Below are 18,269 nucleotides of genomic sequence, written 5' to 3' on the forward strand. Positions count from 1 at the left end.
GTGATTCGTATCACGCCATTTTATGCGCTTGCGCCCACATCGCGGCTTCGAGATTGATTTCGGCGAACACCGGCGGCGTCAACGCGGCCAGTTCCGGATAGATGCCTCGCATCTCGCGTGCCACCTCGTCTTGGACGCCGTCCTCGACCGCTTCCGCGAGCGTGAGCAGGGCACCGAGCAGCCCGGCGCGGTGCACGATCGCATCGCTGATCTCCGCGACGAGACGGATCTGCGCGAGCGACTCGGCCGGCTCGGCGTCGCCGAGCAGCACGTGCACGAGCGAGAACACGCCCGTCATGAACGCCGCATCGCCGAACCGTTCGCTGTCGGGCCGCACGCGGGCCGCCGCCAGTTCCATGAAACGGGAGCGCGCCCCGACCAACTGGGCCAGCGGATCCGAGCGCCATGACAACTCGCCGTTCGATGCGTAAAGCACCAATTGCGCCCAGCGCGCGATTTGACGCGTTCCGGTCGCGAGAATCGCTTCGCGCACCGACGCGATCCGGCGTTCGAGCCCATAAGCGCTCGAATTGACGAGCCGCAGCAGCTGCATGACGACGTCGGGGCTGCGCTTCAATTCCTGCTCGAGCTCGACCAACGGCGCCTCGGACGCGATCAGCGCGAGCATGCGCAGCAGCGACTGCCGCGATGGATCGCCGCGCCGCGCGGACAGCACTTGCGGACGCGCGAAATAGTAGCCTTGGAACAAATCGAAGCCCAGGCCCTGCGCCAGCAGGTAGTCGTCGCGCGTCTCGACCTTTTCCGCAACGAGCGTCTTGCCGTAAGCTTTCACGGCCTGGGTCAGGGCCTGCAGCCGGGCGCGGTCCACCGACAGAAAATCCACCTTGACGATATCGACATGGGGCAGCAGCCACAGCAGTTCGTCGGACAGCTCGCAGATATCGTCGAGCGCGATTCTGAAACCGATGCGGCGCAGCTTGTCGAGGCGCCCGATCAGGGCTTCATCGACGTGCACCGTTTCGAGCACCTCGAGCACGAAGCGCTCGGGCGGCAGCAGCATGACGGTGTCGTCGAACAGCATTTCGCGGCAGACGTTGACATAGCCGCAGTAGGGCCCGATCGTCGCGGACATGCCCATGGCGCACATCGCGTTGGCCACGACGCGTGCCGTCGCCTGCGCATCGTCGCTGATGAGCGCGCGGTTCACTTCGCTCTCGCGAAACAGCAGCTCATAGGCCTCGAGCGCCCCACCCCGCGTTAAGATCGGCTGACGCCCAATATAGAGACTGTCGATTTCGCAACGGGTGCGCACATCGCGAACGGGAGACGCCTCCGTGCTTATCATCGATATTTCGGCCATGACTGATCCGGCTTTATGTAGAACAAATGCATCCTCCGGCCATTGTCCACAAAAAATGCCCGTCGTGCATGCCCGGGGCAATCCCGACTCAAGTTTCGCGTGAAACGGCTCCGTCATCCCTAAAGAATCCTTACGCCCTGCCGATATCACGTCCTGATGGGTGGCATGGCGACGTACGAGCGCCGCTTCGCGAGCCAACCGGCGCTCGCGGCGGAAAGCCCGTCGCCCGATCGACTTCAGTCGCCAGCGAGAACGAATGGAAGCAAAATCAATCGGCGCACCGCGCCGCAGCGCCTGGCGCTCGGCCCTGGACCTGCTGCGCGGCCGCGCAGGCCGGGCGGGCGCGCACGTGAAAGCCTTCGATTTGGGCGGCGAGCACGGCGCACTGACGCAGCAGCTCGAAAAGACGCTGGGTGCGGTCGATTTCCTCGCGCACGTCGATCGCCACCTGCGCTTTCTTTACGTATCCGATGCAAGCCTGCGTTTCAGCGGCTACCGGCGCGAATACCTGCAAACCGTGACGCTGCACGAACTCGTCCCGAGCGGCGAGATGGCGGCGCTGGACGCGCTCATCGCGCGCGCCGCCGAGACGGGCCGCGTCGAGCGCGCGACCTTGCATCTCATGAAATCGCTGACGTACCCGATCGCGGTCGAACTGCGCGTGGTGGCCAGCATGCATGCGGGCACGCCGGGCTTCGCGATCAGCGCCTTCGACGTCTCCACCTGGCGCGCCAATGAGGAACGCCTGAACTACGAGCTGCACAGCGACCGCATGACGGGTCTGGCGAACGGGCTCGCGCTGTCGGCCGCCGTCAAGCGCGCCCAAGAAGATGCCGACGCGGAGGGCACCGGCGCGGCCCTGCTGCTCGTCGATCTGGACGATTATCATCGCGTGAACCGGGCGCTGGGATACGACGCCGGCGACACGCTCCTGCGCGAGACGGCGCGGCGGCTCGAAGCGCTCGTCACGGCCGACGAAACGCTTGCACGCGTGACGAGCGACGAGTTCGCCGTGCTCGTGCGCGCGGGCACGCGCGAGCAGGCCGGGGAAGCGGCCGAGGCGCTCGGCCGGCGTTTCATGACCGCGGTGCAGCAACCGTACACGGTGGATGGCCAGCCGGTGCACCTCTCGGCCAGCGTGGGCGTGGCGCTCTACCCCGACCCGGCGCAGGGCAGCGGTGCGCCCGGTTATTACGATCAATTGCTGCGCCGCGCCGATCAGGCGCTCGCGCAGGCCAAGGGATCTGGCACCAATACACTGGCCTTTCACACGGAGCATGCCGATCCGGCCGACGCCGAGCGCCTGAAACTGGAAGCGGACCTCTACGACGGCGTGCGAAACGGCGAGTTCTCGCTGCATTTCCAGCCGATCACGAGCAGCCACACCCATGGCGTCGTCGGCGTGGAGGCGCTGATCCGCTGGCACCATCCCGTGCATGGGTTCGTGCCGCCGTCCGCGTTCATTCCGCTCGCCGAATCGATCGGCCTGATCAATTACCTCGGCAACTGGGTCCTGAAGATCGCCTGCATGCAGCTCATGCAGTGGGACGCAAAGGGAATCGTGTTGCAGTACATGGCCGTGAACGTCTCGCCGCAGCAGTTCCGCGACCCGCGCTTCACCCAGAACGTGCGCGACGCCGTGGCGCTCACGGGCGTGGACGCGAACCGGCTTGTCTTCGAGATCACGGAATCGCTGCTGATGCAGGACCCGGCGCACGCGAAAGTGTTGCTGGAGGAGTTGACGACGATCGGCATCCGCTTTGCCGTCGACGATTTCGGCACGGGCTACTCCTCGCTGGCCTATCTGCAACGTTTTCCGCTCGCCAAATTAAAGATCGACCGCAGTTTCGTCGAGAACCTGCTAACCTCTCGCAACGATAGAGCGATCGTTTCGGCGGTGGTAGGCTTGGCCCAAACGCTCGAACTCGAACTCGTCGCCGAAGGTGTCGAGACCGAAGCGCAACGCGAGTTGCTCACGGCAATGGGCTGCGATCACATTCAGGGTTGGCTGGTTTGTAAAGCATTGCCGTCCGACGAGTTGGCAAAGCGGTTCGAAGACCGCGTGCTGCATCTGCACGAAGCGGCATGAACCGATCGTCGTCCAGCGATGCGCGGCAATCAATAACAGATATGCGTATGGTTCGAACGGGATTCACATGGTAAAGGCAGCGCTGCTCGATAAGCTATGGGCGCGCATGAGCGAGCGCGGTGATTTCCCGATGCTCTCGCAGTCGCTGCGCACCACGATGGCGGCCATGACGAACGACGACCTCGACTTTTCGGGGCTCGTGCAGGTCGTATTGTCGGACTTTGCCCTCACGCAGAAGGTGCTGCGGCTCGCGAATTCGGCCATGTACATGGCGTTCGGCGGCAATATCACGACGGTGACGCGCGCCTTGATGGTGCTCGGCATGGACGCGGTCGGCCATCTCGTCGTCGGCCTGAAGCTCGTCGATCACTTCCATCACAGCGTGCCGCACCGCATCGACGCCAAACTCGAACTCAATCGTACGATGCTGTCGGGCTGCGTCGCCCGCAAGCTCACCGAGCAGGGCGACCTGCGCGCCGGCGAGGAAGCCGTCGTCTGCACGCTGATGCGGCAGGTCGGCAAGCTGCTCGTCGTCTTCTATCTCGAAGCCGAATGGGAGCAGATTCGGCAGAAGGCAAGCTCCGGAAAACTCGACGAATCGGACGTCTGCGCCGCCGTGCTCGGCGTGACCTTCGAGGAACTGGGGCAAGAGGCGGCTACGCGCTGGCGCTTGCCCGAGGCGATCCGGGCCGGCATGGGCACCTTCGAGCCCGACGCCAAGGAACCGGAGCAGCCGCAGGTGCAGTGGCTGCGCGCGGTGACCAACTATTCGACGGAAGTGGCCGGCGTGCTGAGCGCGGCCGACATCGCCCCTCACGCGCGCGATGCCAAGATCGCCGAGCTGGCGCGCCGCTACAGCCCGGCGCTCGGGAGCGAGCCGGACGAGCTGGCGGACATGACCATGGGGCTCGCGCGCGAAGAAGCCGGCGAAGGCTTCATGCGCGAAATCGACGAGTTGCGGGCGAACGCCGACGCGATCGCCCGCGCGAGCGTGAACGCGGAAGCGCGGATCGCGGCCGGCCTCGAGGATCTGCGTGCGCTGCCCTCGGAAAACGCGCTCGCGCCGGTGCTCGCGCTCGCCTCGGAAACGGTGCTGGCGGGATTGAGCTTCACGCGCACGGTCGTCTTCGTGCGGCAGGGCTCGGGGTTCTACAAGGCACGGCTCGGATTTGGCCGCGACGTCGAGCGGGCCCTGCCCTCGCTGTTTTTCAAGGAAGCGTTCGAGCCGGACGTGTTTCATCTCGCGATCGCCAATTCGGTCGGCATCTTCATCGAGAATGCTCGCGATCCGAAGATGTTGGCGCGCTTGCCGCTGTGGTACCGCAACGCGTTCGACGATACCCGCTCGTTCGTGCTGCTGCCCGTCATCGCGAATCAGTCTACCGTCGCCCTGCTGTACGGCGATTGGTCGCTCTCGCAAGAGCCGCGCAAGGTCTCGCAGTCGCAGATGAGTGCCTTGAACGAACTGTCGCGCGAGCTCGGAAGGTTCTTCACGCACGCGCCCGCGCGCGAGCTGGAGACGCTGTGATTCGCCGGCCGCCGCGGGCCTGAACCGCGGCGGCTATCCGGCCATTTCATCCCTCTCATCCATCGGCGCTTCGACGGGCTCACTCCTCGATTCGCTCGAGCCCCTCGTTTTCCTTGCTTTGATCGGCCGTGCTGGCCCATGCGGCGGCCGTGATAGCGATCTGAGCGAGATCGCACGACGTCAGCGGCGCGAGCGCCGCGCTTGCTCGATCGAGCGCTTCCCAATCGCCGCGCTCGAGCGACTCGATCGCGCTCAGCAGGGTCCCGAGCTGCCCCTCCCTGTGCAGGATTGCCGCGCGAATGTGGCTCGCAAGCGTCAGCGCCTCGAGCGTGTTTTCGAGCGTATCGCCGAACACGGCATCGACCAGTGAGAACACGCCCGTCAAAAAGGCGCCGTCGACGACCTTGCGGCTCGTTGCAGCTAGCCGCGAGGATGCGATCTCCATGAACCGGGCGCGCGTGGCGGCGAGCTGAACGAGCGGATCCTCCTCGAGCGGCACCTTGCGGCCGTCCGCGTAGAGCAGCAGCTGGGTCCAGCGCGCGATGCGGTTCGTGCCCGTGGCGTTGATCGCATCGCGCAGCGTCGCGACCTTGCGGCCGATGCTGGCCTCGCCCGAATTGGCGAGACGCATCAGATGCATGACGAGAACGGGATTGAGCTTCAGTTCAGCTTCGAGCTGCGCGACGCTTGGATCGGACGAGAGCAGGCGCAGCAGATTGATCAGCGCTTGACGGGGTGCATTGATACGGCGCGCGCTCTGTTTGCTGCCGCGTGCGAAGAAGAAGCCTTGAAAGAGATCGAAATGCAGCGATTTGGCTCGTTCGAAGGCCTCGTGCGTCTCGACGTTGAGCGCGATCAACAGCTTCCCGGCCGATTTCAATGCCTTCGACAGCCGCTGCAGCAATTCGGGATCGTGCCGAGCCGGATCGATCTTGATGGCGTGGGCGTAAGGCAGCAGCTTCGCAAATGCTTCGTCGGGCTGCCGCAAGTCGTCGATGACGAATCGGTAGCGCCTTGCGTGCAGTGTCACGAGGCGTGCGGTCAGCTCGGGGTCGACACCGATCGTCGGAGAAATTTCGAGAAAGAAACGATCGGGCTTGAGGCGGGCAATGGCGTCGGAAAAAAGCAGCGGGCGGCTGACGTTCAGGTATCCCGGGTGGCCCGACAGTGCCGTGCGCACATCGCTTGCACCGAGTGCCGCGAGCAGATGCGCGGCCGCGGCATCGGTGGCTTTCCGGACATCGGCTTCGTCGCCTTCGGCCACCGGCAACTCGCGCAGATGCAATTCGAAGCCGCGCAGCAAGCAGTCCCCATCGACGATCGGCGCCCTCGCGGGATATCGCACATAGCCGGCTTGGTCCGCTTCCGCCTGACCCTCCGCTGGCCGCTGCGCCGCTTCGGTCGCCGTCCCCATCGCCCCTCTCCTTTTTCTTCTTACGATTAGCGGCGCAACGCTGGTCCCGACGTCTTGTTCTCGCGCGCGCATGTTGGGGCGATTATAACCGTAAACATGTGTCCGAAAATCGAGGCTAAGTACCAGTGCGACGCGGGTTTCGGCGCGTCGCACGTGGTATTTGGCCTCGTCCGCCGTAGCGGCTGCGCTCAACTGTTTTTGAACGCTTGGCGATCCCTTCGCGATTCCCTCGCGATTCGTTCTCGCCTACTTCCTTACTTCAAAACCACTTTGACGTCGAAATACTTGGCGGCGATCTTGTCGATCGTGCCGTCGGCCTTGAGCGCCGAGAGTGCGCCGTTGAGCTTGTCCAGCAGTGCCTTGTCGTTCTTGCGCACGCCGTAGCCCACACCCGAGCCGAGCAGCTTCTGATCCGACACGGTGGGCCCGGCGAAGTCGAAGCCGGCGCCTTGCGGACGCTTCAGGAAGCCTTTCGATGCCGCTTCGGAATCCTGGAAGGCGGCGTCGAGCCGGCCCGAGGAGAGATCGGCGTAGACCTGGTCTTGCGTTTGATACGAGACGACGTCGATGCCGGCCGGCGCCCATTTCGCCTTCGCGTACGTTTCTTGGATCGTGCCTTGGAGCACGCCCACGTGCTTGCCCTTGAGCGAGGCGACGACCGGTTGCAGGCCGCTGCCCTTCTTCGCAATCAGCTGGTTCGGAATCGTGTAGATCGGATCGGTGAACGCGATCGCTTGCTTGCGCTGATCGGTGATCGTCATGTCGGAGTTGATCGCGTCGAACTTGCGGGCGTTCAGCGCGGGAATCAGGCCGTCGAAGTCGTTTTCGACCCAGACGCATTTGACTTTCAGCTTCGCGCAGACGGCGTTGCCGACGTCGATGTCGAAGCCTTGCAGCTGCCCCGTGGCGCTCTTCGATTCGAACGGCGCGTAGGACGCCTCGACGCCGAAGCGAAGCTCGTTCAGATCCGCCGCCAGGACGTTGCCGGCTGCTGCCGCCGCCGTCACCGCGACGAGCGCGAGCGACACCTTCTTCCGCAAGTTCAGTTTCATCAGGTTTGATCCTAGACAGAGTTGATACCGAGATACAACCTGGCGCGCATCGTGGCTGCGCCAAAAAAGCCGTTCAAATGCCTGTTACGCGATTGATGCGGCGCACAAGGCAAATGGGACCGGCATTGTACGGGGATCGCGGGCGCCGGCGGGCGGAAGTACGCAGGCGGGTCGGGCTACGGGGGTGGTTGCGCGGGCAACGAGTGCTCGAGGGAACATGCAATTGCTTGTCGCGCGGGGGCAAGTCGCGGCGGAACTGGGCTTGCGTTCGGCGACGACGCGATTGGGCCTCGATGCCGATGATTTGTTTGCGTGTGGACCTATCTCGAATTGACGCGGTTCCACGGCCCTATCTACGTCGATAGCCAGGCTTTCGCTTTTTTACGATCGCGGTAATCGGGGTGGGCATTGGCCGAGTTTTTATGCGACCGGGCGATTGCGAACGCATCGATCTGGATGAGAAACGAGCCAGTCCAGATCAACAGCCATAAACCACGATGACTGCAGTCGATAGTGAACTCGCGCCGACCACGAATGCTCAGATCTCGATCGGCAATCTGCCGACATCGAACAGCCTTCCGCCGCCATCGAGCTTCGCTCTCTTGCTCTGCCTGGCCGGCGCAAACTTCTTCCGCATCGGATGCCAGCTCGTGACGACGGCTTGGTCCGCGGTTCAAATCACCGGGCGCCCGGAATCAGTCGGACACGTTCTGTTGGTTTCGAGCGCTGCCAGCCTCGTGTTGTCCCCGTTCATCGGGGCGTTCATCGATCGATGCTCGCGTAAAAAGCCCTTCGTGCTCGCCGGCCACTTCGGCGTCGCAATTTGCGGTGCCTCGCCAGTCGCCTTGGACTTCGCCGTTCCGCATGTCGCGCCGTTTTTCTCGCTGATTGTTGCTACGCTCTTGTCCAGCGTTTCAGGGATGGTCCTCGTCTGCTCGATGGACTATTTCACCAAGCTGGCAATTCCCTCGAACGAAAGAACCAAAAAACTAGCAACCATCAACTCTGTCTCACAGTTGACGCTCATTGCCGGTACCGCCTTCGGCGGCTACCTCGTCTCTTGCACGGCATGGCGCGATGCGTTCTTGTTGATCGGTGGCTGCGGCCTGTTGCTCACGGTGCTTTCCGCCTGCCTACTTCCCTCACTCACATACACGCCCGGCATTCGGCGGGAGCGGCATCGATTCGGCCCCTCGCTTTACATGAGACACCGTCATCTGTTTTCAATCGCGGCCTGCTCCGCGCTCGCGTATGCAGTCGGCCAAGTGACCAACACCTTGCTGCCGGCCTTCATTAACCTCGACCTAAAGCTTTCCGGAGCGAGCTACTCTCTCGTGAAAGCCGCATGGTCCATCGGCGCGCTGGGTGCAAGCGCTGCACTGGCTAGAGTTGCAAGAGGCCAGCCGTGCCCCCTCCACCATGATCTCTGCACAGTGCTCCTCATCGCTGGGCTGCTAGCGGTAGTTCCTTTCCTGTCAGCATTAAAATCGTTGGTCGCGGTGCATCTTGCTTTGGGAGTCGGCTTCGCGATCGTCCGCGTACGCTCCGAAGCCCGCTTCCTCACTGAGTGCCCCACTCATCTACTAGCTCGCTTTAGAGCCAACAGCTTGTTCCTCACGAGCTCGATCAGCGCCATCGTTTTCGTTACGCCGACCGTCTGCAGTAACTTCGCCACGCCGGCGCTATATGAGCTGCTATCCGCTGTGATCGCCGTTTCGGCCGTCGCGCTCATGGCTTGCTCGAAGGTTCGGCGCGAAGCCCGGTCGACCCACGTTGGCCGATAGATGGAAACAGCCCCGCTAAGAACAAGCGGACTCCAGTTCGAGCCGCTCGCGCAAATAGCGTGTTCGAGCAGGCCTTCGAGCGCGCCGAACTTCTACGCCCGCGACACGCTCACGCAGCACATCGCCGGTCGCGATTCGCTCGGCGGAAAGACGCACCACGAGCCATCCCCGTGGCGAAACAGGAAGATCGAGCGCACGCCGTCCGTCGCCCGCATTTCGACGCACACGTAACGCGCGCGCGACCCGGTCATACGGCCCGTCCGAAGCACATGCGCCGGAGACGCGAGTGTCGGCGCAAGCCATTTGTCCACCAGCGTTCTCAGCGAAATCCTTTCGGCACCCATGCTCTCGACTCCCGGTTCCTAGGCGGGCCGCAACCGTTAGACGACATCGGCTGAACCCTTGAACTCAGTATCGGCAACGAAACCTCTGATAAAAATCAGCGCGCGCCGAGAATCGCGTCAAGCGTTACCGCCGCTTGTCGGATGCCGCCTACATGCGATTTGGTTAGGAGCGAACCAGGAGCGGGACCGCAAATTGCGGGTTCGAATCATGAATTGGCCCAAGCGTCTATGCTTAAAGTCATGATCGTTGCATGCAGGGAGATCTCCATGATCGCAAGAACCCTTGTCGCGCTTGCCGTCGCCGGCTTCGCCGGCATCTCGACGGTCACGGCGCTCGCCCAGGAGCAGCGGGAACCCGGGCATGAATCGGCGGCCGGCCGAGGTTCCGGCGGCGAAGCACACGGCCCCGGCGGCCAGGGGGAAGGCCGGGAAGCACACGGCCCCATGATGCATCCGGGCGGACCAGGCCCGGGTGCGCCTGCCGCGCCCGGTGTCCGCCCCGGACCTTCCATGGGCCCGGGACACGCCCCGCAAGGCCCTGCATTCGGACAGCGGCCCCCGATGGAACAAGCGCCAATGATGCGGCCGATGCAGCCGGCGCCGCGCCCCCCCGTGCACCAGAACAACGGCCCGGCCTATGGGCAGCAACACGCGCCGAATATCGAGCAGCACGCTGCTCCAGGTGCTCAGATGAGCCGCGGGCCTCACGTCGCCCCAGGTGCTCAGATCAACCAAGGACCGCATGTCCACCCGGGCGCCCCGATCGAACACGCACCGCGCGCGCATGGCTCCGTTCCGGCCCCCTATCGCGGCGACATGCATCGTTTCGTCGATCAAGACGCACACGTCTGGCGCGGCGGCCATTGGCATCACTCCCACCACGACGGCCGCTTCGGCTGGTGGTGGGTCGTGGGCGGTCTTTGGTACTTCTATCCGCAGCCCGTTTATCCGTACCCCGACGCGTTCTCGCCGGGCGACGTGGAGTACGGTTCGAGCGAAGCAGGCCAGTATTGGTACTACTGCGAATCGGCAGGCCAGTACTACCCGTACGTGACGGACTGCCCTGAAGGATGGGAGGCGGTTGTTCCCGAAGACGACGATCAATGAGCGCGGGAGGGGCCTCGCCGGCGCGACGACAACAGAGGCTCCAATCGCCAAGTTTGGGACGACGCCATAAAGCCTAGCGAGGCGCCGTAATCTACCGGAAAGGCAGTATCGGAAATTCCGTCGTGCAGCCTATCCTACGGCGCCAACTCGGCGATCGTCTCCCCTGTCGTCTCGACGACGGTCAGCCCCGCACGCAAGCCCGGCTTCACGGTGCGGTTCGGAAAGATGATCCGTTCTTCGTCGTGCGTGACGGCATAACGATAGTCGCCGTCGCTCGCGAGCACGGTGCCTTTTTGAAACGGCGTGAAGTTGGCGACGTCATCCGCCATGTGAAGCTCGAACGCATCGCTTTGCTTCGTGATCTGGCCGATGACCGTGAACACGCGCGGCATCGGTACGTCATCGCTTAATGGCGCGCCCGAGATCAACGAGCGAACGGCCGCGTCGGCACCGCTGAAGCGGGCAAGGTCGTTTTCGCCGAACGGCCGCACCTTGCCGAGTTCGAGCGTACAAGCATTCGCACCGAACGATTCCGCTGTGAAATGCGTGTATGTATTGCCTTTCGCCGTATGCAGCAATACCGCCTCGATACGCGCATCGGCAAGCCATTGGAACATCGCGAGCGACGGCACACGGCCCGTGTGCGGCAGCAACGCGAAGCGCTCGAACACCGAGGCGCGAATCGCCGTGTGCATGTCGATGTGCCAGCGCGAGTGATCGGCATCGTCGGCACGCGAGAAGAAGTGTTTGGCCACAGCCTCGAGAATGCGCGCACGCGGCGCCTCGCTGCTTTCCTGAAGCTGTTTGTATCGGCCGCAAAAGAGCCGGTTCAAATCGTCGTCGACATAACGGCCGCCCGCGCGCATCGCCGCCACGTTGCCGAGGACGATGCCGACACGGGAGGCGAGCGGGACCTCACCGCGAGCGATGTCGGCGACCATCCGCGACAGCAATTCGATCGGCGCCGTTTCATCGCCGTGCACGCCGGCCGATACCAACACGCTGCGCAACGGGTTCGCCTGGGGCCGAGCTGCGGACGCAGGCGTGAACTCGATCACGCCGTCCTCGAGCCACTGGTAACGCACGCCGCCCGCGCACTCCCCGCCCGCATCCCCCATGCTGGGCCGCAAACCCGCCAGCGTGAACGCCAGAAAATCGGCGAGCATCGCCGGCATCGACGTTTCAGCGCTGGAAGTCATAGAGCGACCCGAGACCAAGGATTTGCGTCAGTTCGTCGAGCGCCGTGCGCGATTCGTCGAGCAGCTTCGGATCGGCGAGATCACTCGGCGCGAGCCGATCGCGATAGTGCTTGCCGATCCATGCGTCGAGCCGTGTGAACAGCGCATCGTCGATCCAGACGCCCGGCGTCACGGCCTGACGCTCCGCTTCGTTCAGCACCACGCGCAACCGCAAGCACGCCGGCCCGCCCCCGTTCTTCATGCTCTCGCGCAAATCGAACACGAGTACTTCGCCGATCGGCCCCGACCCGTCCATGAGATCGTCGAGATAAGCCGCTACGCGCGGATTCTCGCGGCATTCCTGCGGCACGACGAGCACGTCGCGGCCATCGGCACGCGCCAGCAACTGGCTATTGAACAGATACGAAGAGACGGCATCGGACACGCTCACCCGTGAATCGGGCACTTCGATGACGTTGAACTGCGCGCCCGCCTTGGATAGTTGCGCACGCAACTGATCGTAGACGGCGCTTTGCTCAACGAACGCGCGCTGATGGCAAAACAGCGTTTGCCGGTTGCCCACGGCGATCACGTCGTTATGAAACACGCCCGCATCGACCACTTCAGGGTTTTGCTGCGCGTAGACCGTACCCTCTTCGCTCAAACCGTGCCGCTGCGCGACGGCGCGGCTCGCCTCGAACGTTTGGCGCGCCGGATAGCGCACCGGCTCCGGGCCGCGCCGGTATTCGCTGCGTCCGTAGACGAAGAACTCGACGCCGCGCTCGCCGTACGCCGAGCAGAACCGCGTATGGTTCGCGGCCCCTTCGTCGCCGAGCGCCGGCGTCCCGGGCAGCGCCTCATGGACGGCGAAGCGATCCGGATCCGCGAAGATCGACGACAGCGTGCGCCTCGTCGCTTCATGCTCGATCGCGCGGTGCAGCTTGCTCGTCAGATTGGCCGGCGTGAAATGCACGCGGCCGTCTTGCGTATCGGCCGACGGGCTGACCGTCGCCGCGTTGGCCGTCCACATCGCCGATGCCGAACTGGCCGCGGCCAGCAATTCGGGCGCATCCTTCGCCGCGCGTTCGATCACGGCCGCGTCGGAACCCGAGAACCCGAGCTCGCGCAGCAAGCGCATCGACGGCCGCTCCTGCGGCGGCAGCACGCCTTGCAAGAAGCCGAGATCGGCGAGCTGCTTCATCTTGCGCAGACCTTGCTTGGCGGCGGCGAGCGGATTGGCGACCGACTTCTCGTTCGTCTGCGACGCCACGTTGCCGAACGACAGCCCCGCGTAGTTGTGCGTCGGACCCACGAGTCCGTCGAAATTGGCTTCCCGTGCTTGCATCGTCGATCCCTACTCGATTCTTAAAACTTCTTAAAACTGAAGACCCGGCGAAACGCTCGCGGGCATCGTGAGTTGCGCGCTTTCCACCGAGGCCATCGGATAGGCGCAGTAGTCGGCCGCGTAATAGGCGCTGGGGCGATGGTTGCCCGAGCGGCCCGTGCCGCCGAACGGCGACGCCGACGAGGCCCCGTTCGTCGGCCGATTCCAGTTGACGATGCCGGCGCGTATCGTGCGATGGAATTTCGTCCAGCGTGCTTCGTCGTCGGCGAGCAAGCCCGCCGACAGCCCGTAGGCCGTGTCGTTCGCGCGTGCGATCGCTTCGTCGAAATCGGCATAGCGAACGATTTGCACGAGCGGACCGAAGTGCTCTTCGTCGGGCAAGTCGCGCACGTCCGTGACATCGAGGATGGCCGGGCTCACGAAACCGAGACCCTCGTCGCGCTGCGCCATCGGCAGCAAGGCTCGCGCACCGGCAGCGACTAACCGCTCCTGCGCGAGCACGAGCCGCGATGCGGCCCGCGCCGAGACGACGGCGCCCATGAACGGCTGTGGATCGGCGTCGTACAGGCCGTAAGCGATGTGCGACGTCACTTCGGTCAAGCGCGCGAGGAAACGATCGCCGAACGCACCGCTCGGCACGAAGAGGCGGCGCGCGCAGGTGCAGCGCTGACCCGCCGACAGATACGCCGATTGAATCGTGTGATGAACGGCGGCATCGACATCTTCGACGTCGGCCACGATCAGCGGATTGTTGCCGCCCATTTCCAGCGCAAGGACGAGCTCGGGACGGCCGCCGAACTGCTTGTGCAGCAGCGTGCCCGTATCGGAGCTGCCCGTGAAGAAGAGGCCGTCGATCTGGCGATGGTTCGCGAGCGCGACGCCGGTGTCCTTTTCGCCCTGCACGAGATTGAGCACGCCCGCAGGCAGACCGGCCTCGCGCCACACTTCGACCGTCGCACGCGCGACGCCGGGTGCAAGCTCCGACGGCTTGAACACCACGGTGTTGCCCGCGATGAGGGCCGGCACGATATGACCGTTCGGCAAATGGCCCGGGAAGTTGTACGGCCCGAACACGGCCACGACGCCGTGCGGACGATGACGCAGCACGGCCGTACCGTCGGCCATCGGCACACGCTTCTCGCCCGTGCGCTCGTGATACGCCGTGACCGAGATGCCGACCTTCGCCGCCATCGCCGCGACTTCGGTGCGCGCCTCCCAGAGCGGCTTGCCCGTTTCGCGGCCGATCGCATGCGCGAGCGGCTCCTTGCGCTCGGTCAACAGCGCCGCGAAACGGCGCACGCTCTCGACGCGCGTATCGAACGGCAGCGCCGACCACGCACCGAACGCATGGCGCGCACTCGCCACCGCGCGATCGACGTCGAGCGCCGAGGCGCTCTTGCCTTCCCATACCACCGCGCCCGTACCGGGGTTGCGCGAAACGAAGGCCGGGCCGCTACCCTCACGCCATTGCCCGTCGATGAAAAGTTCGCTCATGTCTGCTTGTCCTTGCTAATGCTGTCGCTGCCGCTCGTGCTGTCGCTACCGCCAATGCCGTCACGCTTGCTATCCTTATCGCGACGGCTTTTGCTTTTGCTTTCGCTGCCGCCGTTGCTATGACTTCTTGCTCAGCGTCAATACGCGCACGGGATCGCCCTCGCGCACGTCGAGCGCCGCGGCATCGTCGGACGAGAGGCGCATCGCGCCGTTCTCCACCGTGCCGGGCGCGACGCCCACACGAAAGCCCGCCATCGAAGTATTCGAAACGAGCGAGCGTGCGCCGTCCCGCCCGCCGCTGCCTTCGCCGCCCTCGGTTTCGCCGATCACGACAGGCACGACCACGCTCTCGCGCACGGTACGCAAATCGTTGATATGGCATTCGAGCACGGGGCCCGCGTCGAAGATGTCGACGTGGTTCTGATACCGGAGCCCCTCGGCTTCGAGCATCTTGCGCGCCGGCGCCGTATCGCGATGCGTCGTGCCGATGACCGCTTGCGCCTCGCTCGGCAGCAGGTCGGCGTAGACGGGATAGCGCGGCATCAACTCGGCGAGGAACGACTTACGTCCGTGCGCGCTGAGGTAATCGGCCGCGTTGAAATCGATCTGGTAGAAGTGGCTGCCGACCGCGCGCCAAAACGGCGAGGTGCCGTCGGCATCGAAGTGTCCGCGCAGTTCGGCGCACAGCCGCTCGGGGAAGCGGTCGCGAAACTGCGCCATGAACATGAAGCGCGAGCGCGACAGTAGCCCCCCCACGCCATGCGCCCGATACCGGGGCGACAGGAACAGCGAGCACACCTCGGCGTAGCCCGTGAGGTCGTGCGAGATGTTCAGCAGCGACATCTTCGTCCACACGCCGAACTCCTGGCTCGCATGCACGACCGTGCTCACGCGGTAGTTGTAGAACGGCTGCTCGAGCCCGACTTGCACCTCGATGCCGCACACGCCGGCCACGTCGCGCGTCGCCGCGTCCTCCATGACGAAGAAGTAGCCGGCCTCGTGCGCCTGCGCGCGCCCATCCATGGTCCGCTTCGCGCGCTCGATCCGCGCGGCGAGCGCGTCGCGGTCGGGCTTGAACGTCGTGAGGCCAGGCCCCGTTTCCTGGGCGAGCGACACGAGCGCGTCGAGGTCGTCTGTCTTGACGGCACGAACGACGATCATCGCCGATCTCCCGATTGTGTCGATGATTGAGTAGAAAACGAACCGCGGTACGTATCGTCCGCCCGCACGTCGTCCGCCCCGTCTTGCGGTGCATCGGACGCGCCGCGATGCAGCGGCACGCAGCGCACGACATCGCCGTGCACGACACCGAGCGCCGCGCGCACCGGCCCCGAGAGCGGCGCATCGGCACCGCGCTCGCTCGGCAGCTCGGCGAGCACGCAGCGGAAATCGCCGTCGCGGTGGCTCGAAACGAGGTAGGCCCGCGTATCGTCGGCCGCCTTGCCGCCCGCCTCGAGGACCGCGCGCGTTTCGTTGAAGGTCACGCAGGCGCTGCGATCGACCTGCGCCGTCAGCACCGGGCCCGCGTCGAAGATATCGACGAAACGATCGGGCTCGAAGCCTTCCTCGAGGTGGATGTCGTACGAGAGCAGCCCTTTCGCGTTCGGCTCGCCGATCACGCGCTGCGCCGCCTCCGGCAGCAGCGGCACGTACAGCGGATAAGTCGGCATGACTTCCGCGATGAACGTGCGGCTGCGCCCGCCCGAGGCGATTTCGATCTGCGCGAAATCGCGCCCGAAGAATTTCCGGCCCACGGCCTCCCAGAACGGCGAGGTGCCAGCTTCGTCCGTCACCCCGAGCAGCAGCGAAAACACCTCCGGCGTGAAGCGCCGGCGATTCGCCGCGATGTACATCATCCGTGCGCGCGAGAGCAGGTGTGCCAGCGCATCGCCCGCGCCGGTGGACGCGCGATCGATATAAAAGCCTGCCAGCCGGCTCTTGCCCGTCAGCTCGTGCGACATCGTCAGCGCGTGAATCTTGCGATTGACGTGCAGCTCGCGCGACGCGTGGATCAGCGCATCGTTGCGGAACACGTAGAACGGCGCGGCGTAGCCGGCGGCGGCGACGATGCTGGCCGTGCCGAGCAGCTTGCCGGTCGCGCTGTCCTCGAGCACGAAGAGGTAGAACTCCTCGCTCGGGAAGTCGACATCGGCGCGAAACGAATCTTCCGACAGCGCGACGCGCGCTTCGAGCTCGTGCCGATCGTGCGGCAGCGAATGCAGCACGGGGCGCGCGGCATGCGCCATCTGAGCCAGCGCGTCGAGATCGGAAAGCCTTCCTGGGCGAACGAAGAGCATTGTGGGTCTCGTGAAAGGTGGACGCTTAGCGAGCTTGCGCGTCGGCCGCCGCGCCGACGACCGCCTCGATCGCCTTCGTCAGCCGCGTGAAGCCCTCGTCCAGATCGGCTTCGGGGATCACCAGCGAAGGCGCGAAGCGCAGCACGTTCGGCCCGGCGATCAGCAGCATCGCGCCGTGCGCGGCCGCCGCGTTGACGAAATCCTTCGCGCGCCCTTCGTAGGCGGCCGTCAACTCGGCACCGATCAAGAGCCCCTTGCCCCGCACTTCCTTGAAGAGATTGAAGCGCTGGTTGAGTTCGGCGAGCTTGGCCCGGATCTGTTCTCCGCGTTGCTTCACGCCTTCGAGCAGCGCCGGATCGCTGACGAGTTCGACGACTTTGTCCGCGATGGCCGCGCCGAGCGGATTGCCGCCGTACGTCGTGCCGTGCACGCCGACCTTGAAATGCGCGGCGATGTCCTTCGTCGTCAGCATGGCGCCGATCGGGAAGCCGTTGCCGAGCGACTTGGCCGTGGTCAGGATGTCGGGCGTCACGCCCGTATCCATGTAGGCGTAGAAGAAGCCGGTGCGGCCGACGCCCGTCTGGACTTCGTCGAAAATCAACAAGGCGCCGTGGGCGTCGCAAGCCTCGCGCAACGCACGCAGGAACGCCGGATCGCCGGGGACGACACCGCCCTCACCCTGCATCGGCTCGACGATCACGGCGCACGTCTTCGGGCCGATCGCGGCGCGTGCCGCTTCGATGTCGTTATAGGGCAGATGCTCGATGCCGGCCGGCACCGGGCCGAAGCCTTCGGCGTACTTGGGCTGCCCGCCCACGCTGACCGTGAAGAACGTGCGGCCGTGGAACGATTGCTTGAACGAGACGATTTCAATTTTTTCGGGGCCGTGGCGCTCGATCGCCACCCGGCGCGCGAGCTTGAGCGCGGCTTCGTTCGCCTCGGCACCCGAATTGGCGAAGAAAGCGCGATCGGCGAACGTCAGCGACTCGAGCCGCTTGGCCAGACGCAGGACGGGCTCGTTCGTGTACGCGTTGCTGATGTGCCACAGGGTCTCGCCTTGCTCGCGCAGCACACGCACGAGTTCCGGATGGCAGTGGCCCAAGCCCGTCACGGCGATGCCGCCCGTGAAATCGACGTAATCGCGGCCCTCCGTATCCCAGACGCGCGAGCCTTCGCCGCGAGCCGGCACGAAAGACGCGGGCGAAAATACCGGCACCATGACTTCATCGAAAGTTTGGCGGTTCACGGCGAAATCGTTCATGGCGGGTCCTTTTCGGGTGAGTGAGCGCCCTCGGACCCGTCGCTTGGCGTCCGGT

General features: G+C 64.7%; 13 protein-coding genes. 4 read left to right on the forward strand and 9 right to left on the reverse strand.

The annotated features are described in order from the left end of the window. Positions 1 to 10: 10 nt before the first annotated feature. On the reverse strand, positions 11 to 1,306 hold the full coding sequence (locus DWV00_RS20255) for an EAL and HDOD domain-containing protein (protein ID WP_245964959.1): 1,296 nt from the start codon (positions 1,304 to 1,306) through the stop codon (positions 11 to 13). 271 nt (positions 1,307 to 1,577) lie between these two features. Between DWV00_RS20255 and DWV00_RS20260 the strand changes: the two genes are divergently transcribed. Together DWV00_RS20260 and DWV00_RS20265 are read left to right on the forward strand one after the other, a co-directional pair. Next, entirely contained in the window at positions 1,578 to 3,410 is a 1,833-nt protein-coding gene (locus DWV00_RS20260) for a putative bifunctional diguanylate cyclase/phosphodiesterase (RefSeq protein ID WP_115535397.1), read from the forward strand. A 67-nt stretch (positions 3,411 to 3,477) separates the two neighbouring features. Beyond that, positions 3,478 to 4,938 carry an HDOD domain-containing protein gene (locus DWV00_RS20265; RefSeq protein WP_115535398.1) on the forward strand — a complete coding sequence of 487 codons (1,461 nt, stop codon included), beginning with the start codon at positions 3,478 to 3,480 and terminating at the stop codon, positions 4,936 to 4,938. A gap of 79 nt (positions 4,939 to 5,017) precedes the next feature. Here DWV00_RS20265 and DWV00_RS20270 read toward each other — a convergent pair whose 3' ends face one another. Both DWV00_RS20270 and DWV00_RS20275 read right to left on the reverse strand, forming a co-directional pair. Beyond that, positions 5,018 to 6,352 carry an EAL and HDOD domain-containing protein gene (locus tag DWV00_RS20270; protein ID WP_115535399.1) on the reverse strand — a complete coding sequence of 445 codons (1,335 nt, stop codon included), beginning with the start codon at positions 6,350 to 6,352 and terminating at the stop codon, positions 5,018 to 5,020. 254 nt (positions 6,353 to 6,606) lie between these two features. After that, positions 6,607 to 7,404 carry an ABC transporter substrate-binding protein gene (locus DWV00_RS20275; protein WP_115535400.1) on the reverse strand — a complete coding sequence of 266 codons (798 nt, stop codon included), beginning with the start codon at positions 7,402 to 7,404 and terminating at the stop codon, positions 6,607 to 6,609. A gap of 497 nt (positions 7,405 to 7,901) precedes the next feature. Between DWV00_RS20275 and DWV00_RS20280 the strand changes: the two genes are divergently transcribed. Then, complete coding sequence (locus tag DWV00_RS20280; RefSeq protein ID WP_115535401.1) at positions 7,902 to 9,188, forward strand: MFS transporter; 1,287 nt, start codon at positions 7,902 to 7,904, stop codon at positions 9,186 to 9,188. Between the two features lie 611 nt (positions 9,189 to 9,799). Then, positions 9,800 to 10,639 carry a hypothetical protein gene (locus DWV00_RS33745; RefSeq protein WP_147297948.1) on the forward strand — a complete coding sequence of 280 codons (840 nt, stop codon included), beginning with the start codon at positions 9,800 to 9,802 and terminating at the stop codon, positions 10,637 to 10,639. A gap of 134 nt (positions 10,640 to 10,773) precedes the next feature. Here DWV00_RS33745 and astE read toward each other — a convergent pair whose 3' ends face one another. The 6 genes from astE to DWV00_RS20325 form a co-directional block, all read right to left on the reverse strand. Beyond that, a complete protein-coding gene (gene astE / locus DWV00_RS20300; protein ID WP_115535405.1) occupies positions 10,774 to 11,838 on the reverse strand; it encodes a succinylglutamate desuccinylase in 1,065 nt (354 codons plus the stop codon). After that, the gene (gene astB / locus DWV00_RS20305; protein ID WP_115535406.1) at positions 11,822 to 13,162 is read right to left on the reverse strand and encodes an N-succinylarginine dihydrolase; all 1,341 of its coding nucleotides are present in this window, start codon (positions 13,160 to 13,162) and stop codon (positions 11,822 to 11,824) included. The genes astE and astB overlap by 17 nt, the downstream gene beginning before the upstream one ends. Positions 13,163 to 13,192: 30 nt before the next feature. Then, complete coding sequence (astD, locus tag DWV00_RS20310; protein WP_115535407.1) at positions 13,193 to 14,656, reverse strand: succinylglutamate-semialdehyde dehydrogenase; 1,464 nt, start codon at positions 14,654 to 14,656, stop codon at positions 13,193 to 13,195. Positions 14,657 to 14,773: 117 nt separating this feature from the next. Next, on the reverse strand, positions 14,774 to 15,817 hold the full coding sequence (gene astA, locus DWV00_RS20315) for an arginine N-succinyltransferase (protein WP_115535408.1): 1,044 nt from the start codon (positions 15,815 to 15,817) through the stop codon (positions 14,774 to 14,776). Next, positions 15,814 to 16,953, reverse strand: coding sequence for an arginine/ornithine succinyltransferase subunit alpha (aruF, locus tag DWV00_RS20320; RefSeq protein ID WP_115535409.1), 1,140 nt, complete (start codon positions 16,951 to 16,953; stop codon positions 15,814 to 15,816). Before aruF ends, astA begins: the two co-directional genes overlap by 4 nt. 25 nt (positions 16,954 to 16,978) lie before the next feature. Beyond that, positions 16,979 to 18,214: an aspartate aminotransferase family protein gene (locus DWV00_RS20325; protein ID WP_115535410.1), complete on the reverse strand. Its 1,236-nt coding sequence runs from the start codon at positions 18,212 to 18,214 to the stop codon at positions 16,979 to 16,981. Positions 18,215 to 18,269 lie beyond the last annotated feature (55 nt).

Origin of the sequence: Trinickia dinghuensis, from assembly GCF_003367175.1 — a bacterium.
GTDB lineage: Bacteria > Pseudomonadota > Gammaproteobacteria > Burkholderiales > Burkholderiaceae > Trinickia > Trinickia dinghuensis.

Coding starts and splice junctions, on each gene's coding strand:
- astA (WP_115535408.1), bottom strand. CDS start 15,817: ATGATCGTCGTTCGTGCCGTCAAGACAGACGACCTCGACGCGCTCGTG.
- aruF (WP_115535409.1), bottom strand. CDS start 16,953: ATGCTCTTCGTTCGCCCAGGAAGGCTTTCCGATCTCGACGCGCTGGCT.
- astB (WP_115535406.1), bottom strand. CDS start 13,162: ATGCAAGCACGGGAAGCCAATTTCGACGGACTCGTGGGTCCGACGCAC.
- DWV00_RS20265 (WP_115535398.1), top strand. CDS start 3,478: ATGGTAAAGGCAGCGCTGCTCGATAAGCTATGGGCGCGCATGAGCGAG.
- DWV00_RS20280 (WP_115535401.1), top strand. CDS start 7,902: ATGACTGCAGTCGATAGTGAACTCGCGCCGACCACGAATGCTCAGATC.
- DWV00_RS20255 (WP_245964959.1), bottom strand. CDS start 1,306: ATGATAAGCACGGAGGCGTCTCCCGTTCGCGATGTGCGCACCCGTTGC.
- astE (WP_115535405.1), bottom strand. CDS start 11,838: ATGACTTCCAGCGCTGAAACGTCGATGCCGGCGATGCTCGCCGATTTT.
- DWV00_RS20275 (WP_115535400.1), bottom strand. CDS start 7,404: ATGAAACTGAACTTGCGGAAGAAGGTGTCGCTCGCGCTCGTCGCGGTG.
- DWV00_RS20325 (WP_115535410.1), bottom strand. CDS start 18,214: ATGAACGATTTCGCCGTGAACCGCCAAACTTTCGATGAAGTCATGGTG.
- DWV00_RS20260 (WP_115535397.1), top strand. CDS start 1,578: ATGGAAGCAAAATCAATCGGCGCACCGCGCCGCAGCGCCTGGCGCTCG.
- DWV00_RS33745 (WP_147297948.1), top strand. CDS start 9,800: ATGATCGCAAGAACCCTTGTCGCGCTTGCCGTCGCCGGCTTCGCCGGC.
- astD (WP_115535407.1), bottom strand. CDS start 14,656: ATGAGCGAACTTTTCATCGACGGGCAATGGCGTGAGGGTAGCGGCCCG.
- DWV00_RS20270 (WP_115535399.1), bottom strand. CDS start 6,352: ATGGGGACGGCGACCGAAGCGGCGCAGCGGCCAGCGGAGGGTCAGGCG.